Genomic DNA, 20072 nt, shown 5'->3' on the forward strand with positions numbered 1-20072 from the left:
TGGAAAGGCAACACCCGCATGGACATCCTTCTTATCGTCGTCCTCGTCGCCCTGCTGGGCTTCATGTTCTGGAATTCGCGCAAGCGCATGCAGAAGATGAAGGCCGAGCAGGAGCAGAAGAACAGGCAGACGGTGCCAGGCGCTGAGGTCCTGCTGCAGGGCGGCATCTACGGCACGATCGTGCAGTTCGACCCCGAGGACCTTGACGAGCCCGCCCTGATCGAGGTTGCTCCCGGAACGGTCCTCCGCGTGCACAGCCAGGCGATCATCCGCGTGATCACGCCGCTCGACGCGGAGGACGACGAGCTCGCGGACGAGACTGCGGGCGAGGAGTGGAACGAGGCAGAGAGCGCCGATGCGCCGGCGATCGAGCGGATCGACCCCGAGGCCGACGGTCCGCGCAAGCCCGACGCCTGATCCGCCCCCCGCTCGACCAGAAAGCTCCCCCCGTGGCCTCATCCACCCCCGTGCGTCATGCCTGGCGCGCGCTGATCGGCCTGCTCGTGATCGTGGCCGTCCTGTTCGGCGTGAACGCGCTCGGCGTCTACGTCTTCAAGCAGAGCTCCTGGCTGCCCGAGCTGGCGCTCGATCTGCAGGGCGGCACGCAGATCATCCTCGCGGCTCAGACCGAGGATGGCGCCGCCCCCTCGGGTGAGCAGCTTGAGCAGGCCGTGTCGATCATCCGACAGCGTGTGGATGCGTCGGGCGTGGGTGAAGCCGACGTCAGCACCGAGGGTGGCCGCAACATCGTCGTGCAGATCCCCGGCGAGGCGGACGAGGAGACGCGCCAGCGGATCGAGGCGAGCGCGCAGCTGCAGTTGCGTCCCGTGCTGTTCACGGGAGCACCGACATCCGAATTCGTCGGCGAAGACGGCAACGCGACGCCGTACCCGAGCCCGGACCCCACGCTGCGGGACACCCCGTCGCCAGAGCCGACCGGCCCGAGCGACCTGAACTGGGTGACCCCCGCGCTCGAGGCCGAGTTCCTCGCCTACGACTGTGCGGAGCCGACCGACGAGCCGGGCGCCGCGCCCCCCGACGAACCCCTGATCACGTGCGACACGGACGGGCTCGAGAAGTACATCCTCGGCCCCGTCGAACTCGACGGCGACGCGATCGACGACGCGAGCTCGGGCCTGAACACCACGACCAACCAGTGGGCCGTCAACCTCACCTTCGATGACGAAGGCACCGAGGTGTTCGGGGAGGTGTCCCAGCGTCTGTACGGTGCGGACCCGCCGCAGAACCGATTCGCCTTCGTGCTCGACGGGGCGGTGATCTCCGCGCCCTCGATGAACGGGCTCATCCTCGACGGCCGTCCCGAGATCTCCGGCTCGTTCACCGAGGAGACGGCGCAGATCCTGGCCGACCAGCTCAAGTACGGGGCGCTGCCCCTGAGCTTCGAGGTGGTCAGCTCCGACACCATCTCGGCCACGCTCGGTTCGCAGCAGCTGCAGATCGGTCTGATCGCGGGACTCATCGGTCTCGCGCTCGTCGCGCTGTACTCGCTGATCTCTTACCGCGCGCTCGGCTTCGTGATCATCGCCTCCCTCGCGGTCATGGGGCTGCTGACGTACTTGGCGCTGTGCATCCTCGCCTGGCGAATGGGCTTCCGCCTGTCGCTCGCCGGTGTCGCGGGTCTGATCGTGACCATCGGTTTCACGGCGGACTCGTTCATCGTCTACTTCGAGCGAATCCGAGATGAGCTGCGTGACGGCAAGAGCATCACGGCCGCCGTCGAAGACGGCTGGGGCCGTGCGAAACGCACCATCTACATCTCCAAGTCGATCAACGTGCTGGCCGCAGTGGTGCTCTACATCCTGGCCGACGCCACGGTGAAGGGCTTCGCTTTCACACTCGGCCTGACGACGCTGATCGACGTGCTGATCTTCATCATCTTCACCCACCCGGTCATGCAGCTGCTCTCGCGCACCCGGTTCTTCGGCCAGGGGCATCCACTGTCGGGTCTGGACCCGTCGGGCCTCGGGAGCGTCTATCGCAGTCGCGCCGAGTTCAAGGCGCCCGCGGCGGGTTCGTCCCGCGGCGCCGCGGCGCGGGCACGACGGTCCCGTGCCGAAGCCGAGCGCCGACAGACCATCGCCGAGCGAAAGCAGGCGGAGGTGCGCGCGGGCTCGTCCGCCGCCGACACGAAGGAGGACGAGAACTGATGCGTTCCATGGACCAGTTCGGAAACGACCTCTACACCGGCAAAGTCTCGGTACCGTTCGTCACGCGCCGCAAGCTGTGGTTCCTGCTCGCCATCGTCCTCGTGATCGGCTCGGCGCTCGTGCTGCTGGCCAAGCCCCCGCAGTTCTCGATCGAGTTCACCGGCGGCTCGCAGTTCACGGTCTCAGGCGTCGAGGCGCCCGATCAGCTCGTGGCGACGGACGCGGTGCAGGAAGTCGTCCCCGACGCGACGACGAAGGTCACCACCGTCGGAGGCACGGCGATCCGAGTGCAGACGGATCAGATGACGAATGACGAGACCCTCGAGGTCGCGGCATCCCTCGCGGATACCTACGGCGTCCCCACCTCGCAGGTGACCACCTCGTTCATCGGCCCCACCTGGGGTGCTGATGTGACCAGGCAGTCGCTCGCGGGGCTCGGCATCTTCCTCGCGCTGGCGTTCCTCATTCTGGCCGTGTACTTCCGCACATGGAAGATGTCGGCCGCCGCGATCATCGGCCTCGTCGACGTGCTCATCATCACGGTCGGCATCTACGCGCTGGCGGGCTTCGAGATCTCGCCGGCGGCGGTGATCGGATTCCTCACGATCCTGGGCTACTCCCTGTACGACACCACCGTCGTGTTCGACAAGATCCGCGAGAACACGACCGAAGACGGCTGGAAGTCTGGCCGCACGTTCGGCGAGTCCGTCAACCTCGCGGTCAACCAGACACTCGTGCGCTCGATCAACACCTCGGTCGTCGCCGTGCTGCCGGTCGCGGCGATCCTGTTCATCGGCGCGATCTGGCTCGGGGCCGAGACGCTCAGCGACATCTCGCTCTCGATCACGGTGGGCATCATCGTCGCGGCGTACTCGACGCTCTTCGTCGCGGCGCCGCTGTACTCGCTGTTCCGTGAACAGGAGCCGGATCTGCGCGAGCGCGACGCGCGGCTCCTCGAGGCGCGCGAGCGCGCGACGATCGATTCGTGACGATCTCTCAGGCGATCGCCCGGGCGTAGACTGAGACGGTCCCGACAAGGGACCGAGAGTCCCCGCCGCGGGCGGGATGAGGAGGTGCGTGCTTGGCCGAGACGGTGCCCTCCGGCGTGCAGCCCTCGGCGCTCCGGCGCCTCGTCCCACGGATCTTCTCCCGTGCGCCCCGCCGCGAAGGCCTCGAGGACGTCATCCGCACTGTGCGGGCCAACCATCCCCGTGGCGATGTCGCGGTTCTGCAGCAGGCCTACGTGGTGGCCGCCCGTGCCCACGAGGGACAGACCCGGCAGAGCGGTGAGCCCTACATCACCCACCCCGTCGCCGTGGCCAAGATCCTCGCCGACCTGGGGCTCGGTCCCAAGGCCATCGCCGCAGCCCTCCTGCACGACACGGTGGAGGACACCGACTACAGCCTTGATCAGCTGACCGCGGACTTCGGCGACGAGGTCGGCATGCTCGTCGACGGCGTCACCAAGCTCGACAAGGTGAAGTACGGCGATGCGGCGCAGGCCGAGACCGTGCGAAAGATGATCGTCGCGATGTCGAAGGACATCCGCGTGCTCGTGATCAAGCTGGCCGATCGTCTGCACAACGCCCGCACCTGGGGATTCGTGCCACCGGAGAAGGCGGCGAAGAAGGCGACCGAGACCCTCGAGATCTATGCGCCGCTGGCGCACCGTCTCGGCATCCAGACGATCAAGTCCGAGTTGGAGGACCTGTCGTTCGCCGTGCTGCATCCGAAGCTGTACGCCGAGATCGAGAGCCTGATCAAGCAGCGCACTCCGCAGCGCGACGAGTACCTGATGCGGGTGATCGGCGCGGTGGAGGAAGACCTTCGCGAACTGCGTATCCGCGGTCGCGTGATGGGGCGCCCGAAGCAGTACTACTCGGTGTACCAGAAGATGGTCGTGCGCGGGCGCGAGTTCGACGACATCTACGACTTGATCGGCATCCGCGTACTCGTGTCGTCGGTGCGGGACTGCTACGCCGTACTCGGCTCCATCCATGCGCGCTGGACGCCGCTGCCCGGGCGGTTCAAGGACTACATCGCCACGCCCAAGTTCAATCTGTACCAGTCGCTGCACACGACGGTGATCGGACCTGGTGGCCGCACGGTCGAGATACAGATCCGCACCCACGAGATGCACCAGCAGGCCGAGTTCGGCGTGGCCGCCCACTGGAAGTACAAGGAGCGGATGGCGGGCGGCAAGGCCGATCCGAAGTCCCTCGACACCGACATGGCGTGGCTCGCGCACATCTCCGATTGGCAGGCCGAGACCGCCGACCCCGGTGAGTTCCTCGATTCGCTCCGATACGAGATCGGCGCCAAAGAGGTCTACGTCTTCACCCCCAAGGGACGCGTGATCGGCCTGCCGTCCGCGGCGACCCCCGTGGACTTCGCATATGCGGTGCACACCGAGGTCGGGCACCGCACGATGGGTGCCAAGGTGAACGGCCGGCTCGTGCCGCTGGACTCGCCCCTCGCCTCCGGAGACGTGGTCGAGGTCTTCACCTCGAAGAATCCGGATGCCGCTCCCAGCCAGGACTGGCTCGGCTTCGTCAAGAGCACGCGGGCGCGCAACAAGATCCGCGCATGGTTCACGAAGGAGCGGCGTGAAGAGGCGATCGAGCAGGGGAAGGAGTCGATCGCCCGGGCGATGAGGCGGCAGAACCTTCCGCTCCAGCGGCTGATGAGCCAGGATTCGTTCGCCGACGTGGCGCACCAGCTGCGCTACGACGACGTCTCGGCACTCTACGCCGCGGTCGGTGAGGGGCATGTGTCGACGCAGTCGATCATCGAGAAGGTGACGGCCCTCGTCGGGGCGGGGGAGGACACCTCCACCGGACCGATAGAGCTGCCCGCCGGGCGACGTCAGCGCAGCGCCCGCACGGGCGACTCCGGGGTGCTCGTGCGCGGCGCGCCCGACATCCTCGTGAAACTGGCGAAGTGCTGCACGCCCGTCCCCGGCGATCAGATCGTCGGCTTCGTCACGCGCGGCAGCGGTGTGTCGGTGCATCGGACGGACTGCCCGAACGTCGCGGCGCTCGAGAACGATCCGGAGCGCATGATCGAGGTCTCATGGGGGTCGACGTCCAAGAGCATCTTCCTCGTGCAGATCCAGGTCGAGGCGCTCGATCGGTCGGGGCTGCTCTCGGACGTCACGCGCGTGCTGACGGAGTACCACGTGAACATCCTCTCGGCGTCGGTGGCGACGACCGACGAGCGCCTCGCGATCAGCAAGTTCGTCTTCGAGATGGGTGACACCGTGCACCTGGATCGCGTGCTCAACGCGGTGCGTCGCATCGACGCCGTCTATGACGTCTACCGCGTCACCTCCTCCTGATCGCGAGCGTGATCAGCGGCCGCGAGCGCGGCGAGCCGGGTGAGTGCGGTTCGTTTGCCCGGCAACCGCCCGGACTGCTCCAGCCGGCTGCGTGCGAGGTCGACGGCATCCGGATACAGCGAGACCAGACCACGTGCGGCGCGCTTCGTCCAGGCGGCGGACACGTCGTCGTGCCGCGCCAGGCGCAGCAGATCGACGAGCGTCTTGCCGGGCGTCGTCACGGGCACGTCCGCCCAGGTCGCGATGTCGCCGGCCGCGGCGCCGACATCGTGGAAGCTGGCGCGGCGCGAGAACTGGGAGCCCGGTCTGCGCACGCCCGCGCGGGTGAGGCTGTGCCGGGCGGGCGGATCCCACAGTGCGCCGTGCACCCACGCGGCGCTCCAGAGGCAGGCGGCGAACCGGTCGGTGCACAGCGGGCGCAGCGAGGCGGCCCGCATCTCGCCGGTCTCCACCGCATCCGCCGGCATGTAGCCCTCGCCCAGGTCCGCGAGGTGGCCGTCGAGGCGCGCTGCCGACAGCTCGGCGGGGGAGAGGCGCTCGTGCGCGAAGTAGAGGAAACGCGAGTGCATCCTCGCAGTCAAGCAAACGGGCGTTCGCAGGCGGCCGCCATTCGCCTCGCCTGTGGAAACCCGGGGGTGTGGAGAGCGGTGCCGGTCAGCTGTCGACGACGCTCAGCCACGAGCGGCGGGTCGCCAGCTCGTCCTTGAGGCGTGCGGCCTTGCGCGAGTCGCCCGAGCTCTCGGCCCGGTCGACCTCGTCCTCCAGCTTGGCGATGGCGTCGGTCAGCTGTCGTGCCATGTCTCCGGCGCGCGCCTTGGTCTCGGGGTTGTTGCGCTTCCAGTCCACGTCTTCGCGACTGCGCAGTCCCTGCTCGATCTTTCGCAACGCGTCGTCGAGCGCGCGATCCTTCTCGCGCGGCGCCACGCGGCCGATCTCATCCCAGCGCCGCTGCACTCCGGTGAGCGTCGCGCGAGCCGCCGCAAGGTCGCGCTCGTCCTCGACCGCGCGTGCCTCGTCGAGCAGAGCCTGCTTCGCTGCGATCTTGGGCTCGGACTCCGCGATCTCCGCCGCATCCCGTTCGGCGCGTGCGCCGTACAGTGCGTCCCCCGCGGCCTTGAACCGGGCCCAGAGGGCGTCGTCCGCCTTCTTGCCGGCGCGGCCCGCCGCCTTCCACTGGTCCAGCAGTCCCCGATAGGCAGGGATGCCGTCCTCGCCCTGGGGGACGAGGGCTTCGGCGCGTTCGGCCAGACGCGTCTTCTGCTCGCGCGCCGCCTTGTGCACCTCGTCCAGCTCGGCGAAGAACTCGCGCCGGTTCTTGTCCACCTTCGTGCGGGCGTCGCGGAACCTCTTCCACAGCGCCTGGGCCTGGCTCTTCGGCAGGCGCGGCGCGTCCTGCTGGTGTGCCTGCCACGCCGCGAACAGGTCCGTCATCTCCTGACTGGCCTGTTTCCACTGGACGGTTCGGGGATCGCGCGCAGCGAGCGCCTCGGCCTTCTCGACGAGGGCCTCCCGCTCCGCCGCCGCCGCCGCGACCGCCTCCTTCGCCGCCGCGGTCTGCTCGGCCGTGGCCTGCACGAGCTGCGCATCGATCGCGTCGATGCGCGTGGTGAGAGCGGCGAGGTCGCCGACGGCGGATGCCCCGGTGACGTCGTCGCGCAGGTGGCGGGCGGCGGCGGTCAGATCGGATGCCGAGGCTCCGCCGCGGCGCTGACGCTGCTCGAGCAGCGCGACCCGGTCGGCCAGGTCGGTGTACTTGCGCTCGAAGTAGGCGAGCGCCTCGTCGGGGCTCCCATCGGGGAACTGGCCGACGACGCGCCAGCCGTCGCCCTCGCGGACGTGGACGGTGCCGTCATCATCGACGCGGCCCCACGCATTCTCGGGCGTGGAAGCAGTCTCGGAGGACACGATTCTCCTAGTGGGGATCCTCAGGGTGGGCGAGATCCACCCTAGTACCTCGCTTCCGCCGCCCGCCGGGCGGTGCGCCCGCCGTCCGATCCCCCCGATAGCCTGGGACGATGACGGGCTCGCAGGCGCTGTTCTCGGGGGCGACGCCCCTCGCGGTGCGGATGCGCCCGACATCCCTCGACGACGTCGCCGGACAGTCGCATCTGATCCGGCCCGGGTCGCCGCTCGTCGCCCTGGCCGATCCCGACGCGCCCACGGCCTCGGCCGTCTCGGTCATCCTCTGGGGGCCGCCCGGCACCGGCAAGACCACCCTCGCGCAGGCGATCGCCCGCTCGTCGGGGCGGCGGTTCGTCGAGCTCTCCGCCGTGACCGCCGGCGTCAAGGACGTGCGCGAGGTGATGCAGGACGCGCTCACGCAGAGGGACCTCTACGGCCAGTCGTCGATCCTCTTTCTCGACGAGATCCACCGCTTCACCAAGGCGCAGCAGGACGCTCTGCTGCCGGGCGTCGAGAACGGCTGGGTCGTGCTGATCGCCGCGACGACCGAGAATCCGTCCTTCTCCGTCGTCGCCCCGCTGCTCTCGCGCTCGCTGCTGCTGACCCTGCGTCCCCTCGGAGACGAGGACCTCGCCGCACTCGTCGACCGTGCGGTGGGCGACCCGCGCGGACTGAACGGCTCGGTCCAGGTCGACGACGCCGCGAGGGCCGCCCTCGTCCGGCTGGCCTCCGGCGATGCGCGGCGCGCACTGACCGCGCTCGAGGCCGCAGCGGCGATGGCAGCAGACCCGGGCGGCGAAAGCGCAGACGACACGCCGCGCGTGACCGCCGACCACGTCGCGCGCGCCGTGGACCGTGCGCTGCTGCGCTACGACCGGCAGGGCGACGAGCACTACGACGTCATCAGCGCGTTCATCAAGTCGATCCGGGGGTCGGACGTGGATGCCGCCATCCACTACCTCGCTCGCATGATCGAGGCCGGCGAGGACCCGAGGTTCATCGCACGGCGACTGATCATCTCGGCGTCCGAGGACATCGGGCTGGCCGACCCCGATGCGCTGCAGATCGCGGTCGCCGCCGCGGATGCGGTTCAGCTGATCGGAATGCCGGAGGGTCGCATCCCGCTCGCAGAGGCCACGGTGTACCTCGCGAGCGCGGCGAAGTCCAACGCGGCGTACCTCGCGGTCGATCGCGCGATCGCCGACGTGCGGGCCGGCCGAATCGGCGGCGTTCCCCTGCACCTGCGCGACGCGCACTACGCGGGAGCGAAGCGATTGGGGCATGGCAAAGGCTATCTGTACCCCCACGACGCGGACGTCGGGGTCGCGCGCCAGCAGTATCTGCCGGATCCGCTGGTGGGAACGCGGTACTACCTCCCGACCGCCCACGGTCGCGAGCGGGATCTGGGCGCGCGCCTGGAGAAGATCCGGCGCATCCTGGGGGGCGACGGCTGAGCCTCGCACGCGGTGGATGCCGGATTGCGGCACCAAACGGCCGATCAGGGCCCGTGTGTTGCTCTGGTAGTATTGCCAGGTTCGAAACCGAGTTTTCGGGCATCTCCTTTCCCCACACACACCTCCGACGCGCTGCGACGTGCGCGCCGGACGGCGGGAGGGGGATACGTCCGTGAGTCGCGAGAGACGCGGCCACGTCATCGGAAGGAAAACCTTCGTGCCCACGAAGTCCCAAGACCGCCGCAAGGTGCGCCTGTCGCGCGCCCTCGGCGTCGCCCTGACCCCCAAGGCCGCGCGCTACCTCGAGAAGCGCCCCTACGGCCCCGGCGAGCACGGTCGCAGCAAGCGCAAGGCCGACAGCGACTACGCCGTCCGCCTGCGCGAGAAGCAGCGGCTGCGCGAGCAGTACGGCATCCGTGAGAAGCAGCTGCGCATCGCCTTCAACGAGGCGCGTCGCACCTCGGGCCTGACCGGTGAGAACCTGGTCGAGCTGCTCGAGATGCGTCTCGACGCACTCGTCGTGCGCTCCGGATTCGCCCGCACGACCGCGCAGGCGCGCCAGCTCGTCGTGCACCGCCACATCCTCGTCGACGGCAAGGCGGTGGACCGTCCGTCGTTCCGCGTCAAGCCGGGCCAGATGATCCACGTCAAGCCCAAGAGCGAGAGCCTCGAGCCCTTCCAGGTGGCGGCCGCCGGCGGACACGCCGAGGTGCTGCCCCCGGTCCCGGCCTACCTCGACGTCGACCTGACGACGCTCCAGGCCCGTCTCGAGCGTCGTCCCAAGCGCGCGGAGGTCCCCGTGACCTGTGACGTGCAGCTCGTCGTCGAGTACTACGCGGCGCGCTAGCGGCGCGTAGTACCCCGCCGGAGGCGGAGAACGGCGCGAGCGCCCGTCTCGAAGGGCGCCGGACCATGGGTCCGGCGCCCTTCGTCGTGCCCGGCTACGATGGGTGCGTGTCGCGTGCCGCGGCATCCGTCCATGGAGGAAGTGGTGACATGAAGAACGTGTCCTGGTTCGTGCTGGGCGTCGTGGGCGGATTCGTCGCGGCGCACTTCGTCAACAAGAATCCCGCCGGCCATGACGTGCTGGCGGAATTCGACGCACGCATCGGCGAGTTCACCGATCGCATCGGCGAGGCGTACCGTTCCCAGGAGTCGCGGTTCGACGCGTTCGTCGACGAAGCCCGCGACGCCGCGGCGCGCGTGAGTGAAGCCGTGGCCGACGCGACGTCGTCGAAGTCCGCCGACTGACCCGCCCGAAAGAGCACCTCCGCCTGCCGGCGGTGCGTCCCGTCTGCAAGGAATCGCCCCGCCAATGAAGACCGCCGACATCGCCCAGCGCTATCTGGACTATTTCCAGAAGAACGACCACACGATCGTGCCCTCGGCGTCGCTCGTGACCGACGACCCGTCGCTGCTGTTCACCGTCGCGGGCATGGTGCCCTTCATCCCCTATCTCACGGGCGTCGTGCCCGCGCCGTATCCGCGGGCGGCGGACGTGCAGAAATGCATCCGCACCAACGACATCGAAGAGGTGGGGCACACCGCCCGGCACGGCACCTTCTTTCAGATGCTGGGCAACTGGTCGTTCGGCGACTACTTCAAGGAGGGCGCCATCGGCTACGCCTGGGAGCTGCTCACCGCGCCCGAGGCCGATGGCGGCCTGGGTTTCGCCGAGCGTGACCTCTGGGTGACCGTCTACGAGGACGACGACGAGGCGGCGGCGCTGTGGCGCAAGATCGCGGGGATCCCGGCGGAGCGCATCCAGCGCCTGGGGCGCGATGACAATTACTGGTCGACGGGGCAGCCCGGGCCGGCGGGACCGTGCTCCGAGATCTATGTCGACCGCGGCCCGGCGTACGGACCGGACGGCGGTCCGGCCGTCGATGACACCCGGTACACCGAGATCTGGAACCTCGTGTTCATGCAGTACGCGATAACGAACGTGCGATCGAAGACGGAGTTCGACATCGTCGGCGAGCTGCCGAACAAGAACATCGACACCGGCATGGGGCTCGAGCGCGTCGCGTTCCTGAAGCAGGGCGTCGAGAACATGTACGAGATCGACCAGGTGCGACCGGTGCTCGACCGGGCTTCGGCCCTGTCGGGGCGCCGTTACGGGGCCGACCACGAGGACGACGTGCGGTTCCGCGTCATCGCGGATCACGTGCGGTCGTCCCTGATGCTGCTCTCGGACGGCGTGACCCCTTCGAACGAGGGGCGCGGATACATCCTGCGCCGTCTGATGCGACGCACGGTGCGCGCCATGCGCCTGCTCGGCGTCGACGCCCCGACCTTCCCCGAACTGTTCACGGCCTCGCGTGACGCGATGGGTACGGCATACCCCGAGCTCGCCTCGGACTACGCCCGCATCTCGGCGTACGCCTACGCCGAGGAGGAGACGTTCCTGCGCACGCTGGCGTCGGGGTCGACGATCCTCGACATGGCCGTGGACAAGGCCAAGCAGAAGGGCAGCTCGGCGATCGCGGGGTCGGAGGCCTTCCTTCTGCACGACACCTACGGGTTCCCGATCGACCTCACCCTCGAGGTCGCGCAGGAGGCCGGGCTGAGTGTCGACCGCGCGGCGTTCGACACCCTCATGAACGAGCAGCGTGTCCGCGCGAAGGCGGACGCCAAGTCGCGCAAGCGTCAGATCGCCGACCACAGCGTCTACCGCGAATTCCGTGCCCTGGGCGAGACGCAGTTCACCGGCTACACCGACCTCGAGACCGAGTCGCGCGTGCTGGGAATCCTCGTCGACGGGGTCTCGGTGCCCCGCGCGTCGGAGGGCCAGGTGGCCGAGGTGATCCTCGCCGAGACCTCGCTCTACGCCGAGTCGGGTGGACAGGTCGCGGACCGTGGCGTGATCGTCGGCCCGGGCTACGAGCTCGACGTGATCGACGTGCAGCGGCCGGTGGCAGGGCTCGTCAGCCACACGGTCGAGGTCACGCGCGGCGAGGTCGGGGTCGATTCGCCCGCGACCGCGGTCGTGGATGCGGTCAACCGGAGAGCCGCGCGACAGGCGCACTCCGCGACCCACCTCGTGCACGCGGCCCTGCGCGACACCCTCGGGCGCAGCGCGACCCAGGCCGGGTCGCTGAATCGGCCCGGGTACCTGCGGTTCGACTTCACGTGGGGCCAGTCGCTCTCGCCGGCCACGCGCAGCGAGATCGAAGAGATCGCCAACAACGCCGTGCGCGAGAACCTCGCGGTCGAGACGCGCACGCTGACCCTTGACGAGGCGAAGGCGGCCGGCGCGACGGCACTGTTCGGCGAGAAGTACGGCGACGTGGTGCGCATGGTCGACATCGGCGGTCCGTGGTCGCGTGAACTCTGCGGTGGCACGCATGTCGAATCCAGTGCGGAGGTCGGCCTCATCTCCCTCGTGGGAGAGTCCTCGGTAGGGGCGTCCAACCGGCGGATCGAGTCGCTCGTGGGTGCCGATGCATTCCGGGATCTCGCGGCCGAGCGGGCGATCGTGTCGCAGCTGACCACGACGCTCAAGACGCCCCGCGAGAACCTCACCGAGCGCATCGCCGAGCTCGCCGCCAGCCTGAAGACGGCGGAGAAGCGAATCGCCGCCTTCGAGGCGCGTGCCTTGCAGGAGCGCGTCCCCGCGCTGGCGAAGGAGGCGTCGGACGTGTCGGGGATCGCGGTCGTGGCCCAGCAGGTCGGCGCCGTCGGGTCGCAGGACGACCTGCGCCAGCTGGTCATCGGCGTGCGCGAGCGCCTGGGTGGCGCGGCGGGGGTGGTGGCGCTCGGCGCGGACGTGGGCGGCCGGCCGGTCGTGATCGTCGGCACGACGGAGCAGGCGCGTTCCCGGGGCGTCAAGGCCGGCGTGCTGGCGAAGCTCGCCGCCGCGACGCTGGGCGGTGGTGGCGGAGGGCGCGACGACATCGCCCAGGGCGGCGGGGCCGACATGAGCGCTCTGCCCGCGGCGATGGTCGCCGTGCGCGACGAGATCGGCGCGAGCGTCGCGTGAGCGCGTTTCGGCGTGGCGTGCGCATCGGTGTCGATGTGGGCGCGGCCCGCATCGGGGTGGCCCGCAGCGACCCGGACGGGTTGCTCGCCACTCCCGTCGAGACGGTGCCACGTCGGCACGGCGATCCGGTCGCGCGCATCGTCGCGTTGGTGCGCGAGCATGAGGCCGCCGAGATCGTCGTGGGACTCCCCGTCAACCTGGCGGGCCGAGACACGGCATCGACGGCCGACGCGCGCGAGTTCGCGGCCGCCCTCGCCGATGAGAGCGGGATGCCGACGCGACTCGTGGACGAGCGGCTGAGCACGGTGAGCGCGCACGACGCCCTCCGACGCTCGGGACGTTCGCAGAAGGCATCGCGTAGCATGGTCGATCAGGTCGCCGCGGTCGTGCTGCTGCAGCACGCCCTCGATGTCGAGAAGCGGACGGGGGCCCCTCCCGGCCAGCCCGTCCTCCCCGAGGAGCCCGCCTGATGCCCCACGAGAACACGCCGGACGAACACGCAGACGACGAGTTCGCCGACCTCTTCCGCAAGCTGCCCGACCCGCAGGCACGCGCGGCCCCTTCGGAAGCCGGCGCGCAGCCGGACTCCGGCGCCGGGGCAGAGGAGCGGACGACGGCCGCGCCGGGCCGGGGTCCGGCATCGCCGGCCCCCGAGCCGCACGCCTCGCACCCCGCTGAACCGCCGCTGTCGCGGCGTGAACGGCGCGAGTTGCAGCAGCGCGCGGGCGGGCCGGGCGCGGCATCGGACGAGAGACCCGAGTCGATCACTCGTCCACCCGCTTCGCCCACGAACGGGCCCGCATCCGCCGCGCCGGTCGCCGCGTCGACCGGAATCCCGACGGCGGCATCCGGTCGCGCGGGCGCGACGCTCGACGACCTGTTCTCGGACGAGACGCCGGCCTTGCCCACCCCGACCGAGAAGCGGCGCAACCGTCGCGTGGGCGGCTGGATCGCCCTCGGTGTGGTGGTCGTGCTCCTCGGCGGAATCGCCGGTGCGGGCGCGTGGGTGTGGGGGTCGTACGAGGATCAGATCCGCTCGGTGATGGGGTGGGAGGAACCCGCGGATTACGAACCCGGCATGGCCGAGGGCGAGGCGCTCGTGACCATCGTCGAAGGCGACACGGGTCCCACGATCTCCGAGACGCTGCACTCCGCGGGCGTCACGAGGACATCCGGGGCGTTCTACGAGCACCTGCTCGAGTTGGACACGGTGCCCACGTTCTATCCCGGCGTCTACCGGCTGCAGGAGCAGATGACCTCGGCCGACGCGTTGGCGGCCCTCGAAGATCCGGAGAACAAGCTGGAGAACTCCGCGCTGATCCGCGAGGGGCTGACGGTCGAGCAGACGCTTCCGCTCGTCGCGGACGGTGTCGGCATCCCGATCGAGGATCTCGAAGCGGCGATCTCCGATCCCTCCGACTACGGCGTCGAGGCGGACAGCCTCGAGGGCTGGCTCTTCCCGGCGATGTACACGTTCGATCCGGAGGTGACGGCGGAGCAGGTGATCCAGCGCATGGTGGATCGCACGATCGAGTCGCTCGAGGCGGCGGGAGTGCCGGCGGAGGATCGGCAGGAGATCCTCACGATCGCGTCGATCATCCAGCGCGAGGCGCGGTTCGAAGATGACTTCTATCGCGTCTCGCGGGTGATCCAGAACCGTCTCGAGCCGGACAACGTCGAGACGAACGGCCTGCTCCAGATGGACTCGACCGCTCAGTACGGCTACGGCGAGATGCACGACGGCACCGTGAGCTCGACGGCGGAGGCGCTCGAGGACGACAACCCCTGGAACACCTATGTGCACCCCGGCCTGCCGGTGGGACCGATCGCCAACCCGGGCGATCTCGCGATCGATGCGGCGATGAATCCGGTGGACGGGCCGTGGCTGTACTTCGTGACCGTCAACCTCGATACGGGCGAGACGGTCTTCACCGAGACGAACGCCGAGCACCAGCGCGCGGTCGAGCAGTGGCAGCAGTGGTGCGCCGACAACCCCGACTCCGGATGCTGAGGTGAGCTCCGTCACTGCGCCGGCGGCACTCGCCGTGTGGGGGAGCCCGATCGCCCACTCGCGATCGCCCCAGCTGCACGCCGCCGCGTACGAGGTGCTCGGGCTGCCGTGGACCTACGACAGACGCGAGGTGACGGTCGAGGGGTTCCCCCGGGCGCTCGAGGGCCTGGACGGTCGCTGGCGCGGACTCTCCTTGACGATGCCCCTCAAAGAGCGCGCGTTCGAGGCGGTCGTGCAGCGCGACCGGCGGGCGGAACTGACCGGTGCGGTGAACACCCTGCTGCTGACGGACCGGGGGCAGCCGCGTGGCGTGAACACGGACGTGGGCGGACTCGTGCGCGCGATGCAGGAAGAGGGCATCGACCGTGTCGAGACGGGGCGCCTGATCGGTGCCGGCGCGACCGCGGCGTCCGCGCTGGTCGCGCTGGGCGAGCTCGGTGCGAGAAGGGTGGATGTGCTGGCGCGTCGTCCACCCGCCGCCGAGCCCCTGGTGCTGCTCGGCGCGCGGCTCGGGACCGAGGTGGTCGTGCACCAGCTGGACGGGCACGAGGCCGTGCCGGCGGAGGTGACCATCGCGACGCTGCCCGGCGGAACCGTGCTCGAGTCGGACGTCGCCGCGCGCGCAGCCGATGGCGGGGGGATGCTCCTCGACGCCGCGTACTCGCCGTGGCCCTCGGCGCTCGCGCGCTCCTGGGAGAGCACCGGTGCTCCGGCGCGCTCAGGCCGCGGGATGCTGCTGCACCAGGCGGTGCTGCAGGTGCGATTCTTCGTCGCCGGCGACGTCGAGGCCGTGCTCACCGACGAAGACAGCGTCGTCGCGGCGATGCGCGCCGCGCTCATGGGAGACTAGAGCAATGCTCCGCGTGCTCACGGCCGGCGAATCGCACGGCCCCGAACTGGTCGCCATCATGGAGGGCCTGCCCTCCGGGGTCCCGGTCTCCCTCGACGACATCCGCGCCGACCTGGCCCGCCGCCGCCTGGGCTACGGGCGAGGCTCCCGCATGAAGTTCGAGGAGGATGAGCTGACGCTTTCGTCCGGCGTGCGTCACGGCCTGAGTCTCGGCAGCCCGATCGCCATTCGGATCGGCAACACCGAGTGGCCGAAGTGGGTCGAGGTGATGAGCGCCGAACCGGTCGAGATGACAGACCGCTCCCGCGGCCGGGGCGCGCCGCTGACGCGTCCCCGCCCCGGGCACGCCGACCTGGTGGGCATGCAGAAGTACGGGTTCGACGAGGCGCGTCCGGTGCTCGAGCGCGCGAGCGCGCGCGAGACGGCGGCGCGGGTGGCGCTCGGTGCGATCGCGCGCGGATTCCTCGCCGAGCTCGGCATCGGGCTGGTCAGCCACACGCTCTCGATCGGTCCCGTACGGGTCCCGGAGGGCGCGGCGCTGCCCGCGCCGGACGACGTCGAGACACTCGACGCGGATCCGCTGCGCTGCTTCGATCCCGCGACGTCGGCGCGCATGGTGGAGGAAGTCGATGCGGCCCGCAAGGACGGCGACACCCTGGGCGGCATCGTCGAGGTGCTGGCATACGGCCTGCCCCCGGGCCTCGGATCGCACGTGCACTGGGACCGCCGCCTCGACGCGCGCCTCGCACAGGCGCTGATGAGCATCCAGGCGATCAAGGGCGTCGAGGTCGGAGACGGGTTCGAGACCACTCGCCGACGCGGGTCGGCGGCTCACGACGAGCTGTTCGCCGCGGCCGAGGGCATCACCCGCGGCACGGACCGCGCCGGCGGCACCGAGGGTGGCATGTCGACGGGCACGGTGCTGCGCGTGCGGGCGGGCATGAAGCCCATCGCGACGGTCCCGCACGCCCTGCGCACGATCGACGTCGCGTCGGGGGAGCAGGCCGCGGCGCACCATCAGCGCTCCGACGTGTGCGCGGTCCCGGCATCCGGAGTCGTCGCCGAGGCGATGGTCGCGGTGACCCTGGTCGATGCCGTGCTCGAGAAGTTCGGCGGCGACAGCGTGGCAGAGACGCGTCGCAACGTCGAGGCGTACCTTGCGGCGATCCCGCAGACGCTGCGCTCGGCCTCGTACTCGCGCACCGTCGACGACGAGGCATGACGGCAGACGCGGTTCCGGTGGCGGTCTTCGTCGGCCCGATGGGGGCGGGCAAGACCAGTGTCGGAAAGCGCGTCGCGCGGGCACTGGGCGTGGGATTCGTCGACACGGACAAGCTGATCATCGCGCGCCACGGCCCCATCCCGCGCATCTTCGCCGAGCACGGTGAGCCGCGCTTTCGGGAATGGGAGCGCGCGGCGGTCGTCGAGGCGCTCGCGGGGGGCGGTGTCGTCTCGCTGGGGGGCGGTGCCGTGCTGGATGCCCGCACGCGGAGCGAGCTGGCGCCGCACCGGGTCGTCCTTCTCACGGTCACGCCCGAAGCGGTGGCGCGGCGCATCGGCGGCGGGGACCGCCCGCTCATCGCGGGCGAGGACCCGATGGCGCGCTGGCAGCGCATCTTCGACGAGCGCCGCCCGTTCTACGACGAGGTGGCGGACGCCACCTTCGACACATCCCGTGGCCCGATCTCCGGCGTCGCGGACCGGATCCTGGACTGGGTGAGGAGCACATCATGACGGACGTGACCGAGATCGAGGTCAGCGGGGACGCGGGCTACCGGATCGCCGTCGGACGCGGCATCCTCGACCGCGTGGCGGCATCGCTGGCGCCCGACGTGCGCAAGGTGCTCGTCGTGCACCCTCCCACCCTCGCGGCGCAGGCGGCCGAGCTGCGCGAGCGGATGCAGGCCGACGGCACGCGCGAGGTGCTGCTCGCCGAGATCCCCGATGCGGAGCAGGGCAAGCGCATCGAGGTCGCCGCGTTCTGCTGGCAGGTCATGGGGCAGGCGGACTTCACCCGCACCGATGCCGTCGTCGGCTTCGGGGGCGGAGCTGTGACGGATCTGGCCGGCTTCGTCGCCGCCACCTGGCTGCGCGGCGTGCAGGTCGTGCAGGTGCCCACCACCGTGCTGGGGATGGTGGATGCCGCCGTCGGGGGAAAGACGGGCGTCAACACGGCCGAGGGTAAGAACCTCGTCGGTGCATTCTGGGCGCCGCACGCCGTCGTCTGCGACCTCGACACGCTCGCGAGCCTCGGCCGGAACGAGGCGGTCGCCGGCTTCGCCGAGGTCGTCAAGGCGGGCTTCATCTGGTACCCCGAGATCCTCGACACGATCGAGGCGGACCCGGAGCGCGCGGTCGATCCCGCGACGCCCGAGTTCCGCCGGAGCGTGGAACTGGCCATCCAGATGAAGGCGCGAGTCGTGGGTGAGGACTTCCGCGAAGCAGGCCTGCGCGAGGTGCTCAACTACGGGCACACCCTGGGACACGCCATCGAACACGCCGAACGCTACCGCTGGCGGCACGGGGCGGCCATCTCGGTCGGCATGCTCTTCGCCGCCGAGCTCTCGCGCCTGGCCGGCCGGCTGCCGGATGCCGTCGCCGCACGGCACCGCCACGTGCTGGAGCTGCTGGGACTGCCCACCTCCTATCGTCCCGGTGCGTGGCCGCAGCTGCTCGGGACGATGCAGCGCGACAAGAAGAGCCGCGCCGGCATGCTGCGCTTCATCGTGCTCGACGACATCGCGAAGCCCACGGTGCTGCAGGCCCCGGACGAGTCGCTGCTCTTCGCCGCCTACCAGGAGGTCGCGCAATGAGCACGCCGCGCCGCCTGCTGCTGGTGAACGGGCCGAACCTCAACCTGCTCGGCACGCGCGAGCCCGGTATCTACGGCACCGAGACGCTCGCCGACGTCGAGCGGCGCACGGTGGAGGCCGCAGCGGAACACGGCTACGACGTGCGGGCGCTGCAGAGCAACCACGAGGGTGTTCTCATCGACGCCATCCACGCCGCGCGCCAGGACTGCGCCGGCATCGTGATCAACCCCGGCGGGCTGACCCACACCTCCATCGTCCTGCGCGACGCGCTGAGCGGCGTCGCGCTGCCCACGGCCGAGGTGCACATCTCGGACGTGCGCGCGCGAGAGAGCTTCCGCCACCATTCCTACGTCGCGGATGTCGCGGTGGTCCACGTCATCGGCGAGGGTGTCGCGGGCTACGCCCTCGCCGTCCACCGCCTCGTCGCAGGGATCACCGCGACGGAGGCGGGCCAGCGGAGCTGACCCGCGTCCCATAGAATCGAGCGTCGGGCCGCAACCGGCCCGCCCTCCCACACGATCGGAACCGTTTCACGCATGGCATCCACCGCAGACATCAAGAACGGCGTCGTCCTGAACCTCGACGGACAGCTCTGGAACGTCGTGGAGTTCCAGCACGTCAAGCCGGGCAAGGGCGGCGCGTTCGTCCGCACCAAGCTCAAGAACGTGCTCACGGGCAAGGTCGTCGACAAGACCTACAACGCCGGAGCGAAGGTCGAGATCGAGAACGTCGATCGCCGTGACTTCACCTACCTGTACAGCGACGGCGACAGCTACGTCTTCATGGACATGGCCGACTACGACCAGCTGCAGGTGCCGGCCGCCGTCGTGGGCGACGCGAAGAACTTCCTGCTCGAGAACCAGCAGATCACCATCGCGCTGCATGACGGCAATCCGCTCTACCTCGATCTGCCGGCATCCGTCGTGCTCGAGATCACGTACACCGAGCCGGGCCTGCAGGGGGACCGCTCCTCTGCGGGGACCAAGGCCGCGACCGTCGAGACCGGGTACGAGATCCAGGTGCCGCTGTTCGTCGACACCGGCACGAAGGTGAAGGTCGACACGCGCACGGGCGACTACCTCGGCCGCGTGAACTGAGCGCGTGAGCGCCCGCAGCAAGGCGCGCAAGCGCGCCCTCGACATCCTTTTCCAGGCGGACGTGCGCGGGGAGGAGCCCGCTCTCGTCCTGGCCGCCGAGGCCCGGCGCGCCGCCAGCGAGCCCGCACGGGAGGCCTCGTGGCTGTACGCGCGCGAGATCGTCGACGGCGTGATCGATCATCGGCCCGAGCTCGACGAGGCGATCACGACCCACAGCCGGGACTGGCGACTCGAGCGGATGCCGGCGGTCGATCGTGCGGTGCTGCGCATCGCCGTCTGGGAGATGCTGCACAACGACGAGATCCCCACCGCGGTGGCGATCGACGAGGCGGTCGAACTGGCCAAGGAGTACTCGACCGACGAGTCCGGCTCCTTCATCCACGGCGTGCTCGCGCGCATCGGGCGCGACGGCTGAGGGAGCGCCCGCGCGAGCGGGTGCGCTTTGTCACGGCCGCACC

19 protein-coding genes are annotated in these 20072 nt (G+C 70.0%); 17 read left to right on the top strand and 2 right to left on the bottom strand.

Going from position 1 to position 20072, the window contains the following annotated elements; translation table 11 throughout:
- Positions 1-18 precede the first annotated feature (18 nt).
- The 4 genes from M4I32_RS00940 (at position 19) to M4I32_RS00955 (ending at position 5505) form a co-directional block, all read left to right on the top strand.
- Positions 19-417: a preprotein translocase subunit YajC gene (locus M4I32_RS00940; RefSeq protein WP_319032611.1), complete on the top strand. Its 399-nt coding sequence runs from the start codon at positions 19-21 to the stop codon at positions 415-417.
- Positions 418-449: 32 nt separating this feature from the next.
- A complete protein-coding gene (gene secD, locus M4I32_RS00945; RefSeq protein WP_319032612.1) occupies positions 450-2168 on the top strand; it encodes a protein translocase subunit SecD in 1719 nt (572 codons plus the stop codon).
- Complete coding sequence (secF, locus tag M4I32_RS00950; RefSeq protein ID WP_319032613.1) at positions 2168-3157, top strand: protein translocase subunit SecF; 990 nt, start codon at positions 2168-2170, stop codon at positions 3155-3157. The genes secD and secF overlap by 1 nt, the downstream gene beginning before the upstream one ends.
- A 92-nt stretch (positions 3158-3249) precedes the next feature.
- Positions 3250-5505 (top strand): bifunctional (p)ppGpp synthetase/guanosine-3',5'-bis(diphosphate) 3'-pyrophosphohydrolase, encoded by a 2256-nt coding sequence (locus tag M4I32_RS00955; RefSeq protein WP_319032614.1) that lies wholly within the window; start codon positions 3250-3252, stop codon positions 5503-5505.
- Here the strand turns inward: M4I32_RS00955 and M4I32_RS00960 are convergent.
- Positions 5484-6074, bottom strand: coding sequence for a hypothetical protein (locus M4I32_RS00960; RefSeq protein ID WP_319032615.1), 591 nt, complete (start codon positions 6072-6074; stop codon positions 5484-5486). The genes M4I32_RS00955 and M4I32_RS00960 overlap by 22 nt on opposite strands.
- Before the next feature lie 85 nt (positions 6075-6159).
- Positions 6160-7410: a DUF349 domain-containing protein gene (locus M4I32_RS00965; RefSeq protein ID WP_319032616.1), complete on the bottom strand. Its 1251-nt coding sequence runs from the start codon at positions 7408-7410 to the stop codon at positions 6160-6162.
- A 110-nt stretch (positions 7411-7520) separates the two neighbouring features.
- On the opposite strand from M4I32_RS00965, the gene M4I32_RS00970 reads away from it, so the two are divergent.
- From M4I32_RS00970 to nusB, 13 genes are all read left to right on the top strand, one after another.
- Positions 7521-8861: a replication-associated recombination protein A gene (locus M4I32_RS00970; RefSeq protein WP_319032617.1), complete on the top strand. Its 1341-nt coding sequence runs from the start codon at positions 7521-7523 to the stop codon at positions 8859-8861.
- A 217-nt stretch (positions 8862-9078) separates the two neighbouring features.
- Positions 9079-9708 carry a 30S ribosomal protein S4 gene (gene rpsD / locus M4I32_RS00975; RefSeq protein ID WP_319032618.1) on the top strand — a complete coding sequence of 210 codons (630 nt, stop codon included), beginning with the start codon at positions 9079-9081 and terminating at the stop codon, positions 9706-9708.
- A gap of 149 nt (positions 9709-9857) precedes the next feature.
- Complete coding sequence (locus M4I32_RS00980) at positions 9858-10112, top strand: ATPase (protein ID WP_319032619.1); 255 nt, start codon at positions 9858-9860, stop codon at positions 10110-10112.
- A gap of 64 nt (positions 10113-10176) precedes the next feature.
- Positions 10177-12843 carry an alanine--tRNA ligase gene (gene alaS / locus M4I32_RS00985; RefSeq protein ID WP_319032620.1) on the top strand — a complete coding sequence of 889 codons (2667 nt, stop codon included), beginning with the start codon at positions 10177-10179 and terminating at the stop codon, positions 12841-12843.
- Positions 12840-13313 carry a Holliday junction resolvase RuvX gene (ruvX, locus tag M4I32_RS00990; RefSeq protein WP_319032621.1) on the top strand — a complete coding sequence of 158 codons (474 nt, stop codon included), beginning with the start codon at positions 12840-12842 and terminating at the stop codon, positions 13311-13313. The genes alaS and ruvX overlap by 4 nt, the downstream gene beginning before the upstream one ends.
- Positions 13313-14854, top strand: coding sequence for an endolytic transglycosylase MltG (gene mltG / locus M4I32_RS00995; protein WP_319032622.1), 1542 nt, complete (start codon positions 13313-13315; stop codon positions 14852-14854). The genes ruvX and mltG overlap by 1 nt, the downstream gene beginning before the upstream one ends.
- A 1-nt stretch (position 14855) precedes the next feature.
- Entirely contained in the window at positions 14856-15704 is an 849-nt protein-coding gene (locus M4I32_RS01000; RefSeq protein ID WP_319032623.1) for a shikimate dehydrogenase, read from the top strand.
- Between the two features lie 4 nt (positions 15705-15708).
- Positions 15709-16926, top strand: coding sequence for a chorismate synthase (aroC, locus tag M4I32_RS01005; protein WP_319032624.1), 1218 nt, complete (start codon positions 15709-15711; stop codon positions 16924-16926).
- Positions 16923-17438, top strand: a complete 516-nt coding sequence (locus tag M4I32_RS01010; protein WP_319032625.1) for a shikimate kinase — start codon at positions 16923-16925, stop codon at positions 17436-17438. The genes aroC and M4I32_RS01010 overlap by 4 nt, the downstream gene beginning before the upstream one ends.
- On the top strand, positions 17435-18517 hold the full coding sequence (gene aroB / locus M4I32_RS01015; RefSeq protein ID WP_319032626.1) for a 3-dehydroquinate synthase: 1083 nt from the start codon (positions 17435-17437) through the stop codon (positions 18515-18517). Before M4I32_RS01010 ends, aroB begins: the two co-directional genes overlap by 4 nt.
- Positions 18514-18981 (top strand): type II 3-dehydroquinate dehydratase, encoded by a 468-nt coding sequence (gene aroQ, locus M4I32_RS01020; protein ID WP_319032627.1) that lies wholly within the window; start codon positions 18514-18516, stop codon positions 18979-18981. Before aroB ends, aroQ begins: the two co-directional genes overlap by 4 nt.
- Before the next feature lie 72 nt (positions 18982-19053).
- Positions 19054-19614 carry an elongation factor P gene (efp, locus tag M4I32_RS01025; RefSeq protein ID WP_319032628.1) on the top strand — a complete coding sequence of 187 codons (561 nt, stop codon included), beginning with the start codon at positions 19054-19056 and terminating at the stop codon, positions 19612-19614.
- Between the two features lie 4 nt (positions 19615-19618).
- Positions 19619-20029, top strand: a complete 411-nt coding sequence (nusB, locus tag M4I32_RS01030) for a transcription antitermination factor NusB (RefSeq protein ID WP_319032629.1) — start codon at positions 19619-19621, stop codon at positions 20027-20029.
- The last annotated feature ends 43 nt before the right edge of the window (positions 20030-20072 follow it).

The sequence above is a fragment of the Microbacterium sp. LRZ72 genome, assembly GCF_033792225.1.
Lineage (GTDB): Bacteria > Actinomycetota > Actinomycetes > Actinomycetales > Microbacteriaceae > Microbacterium.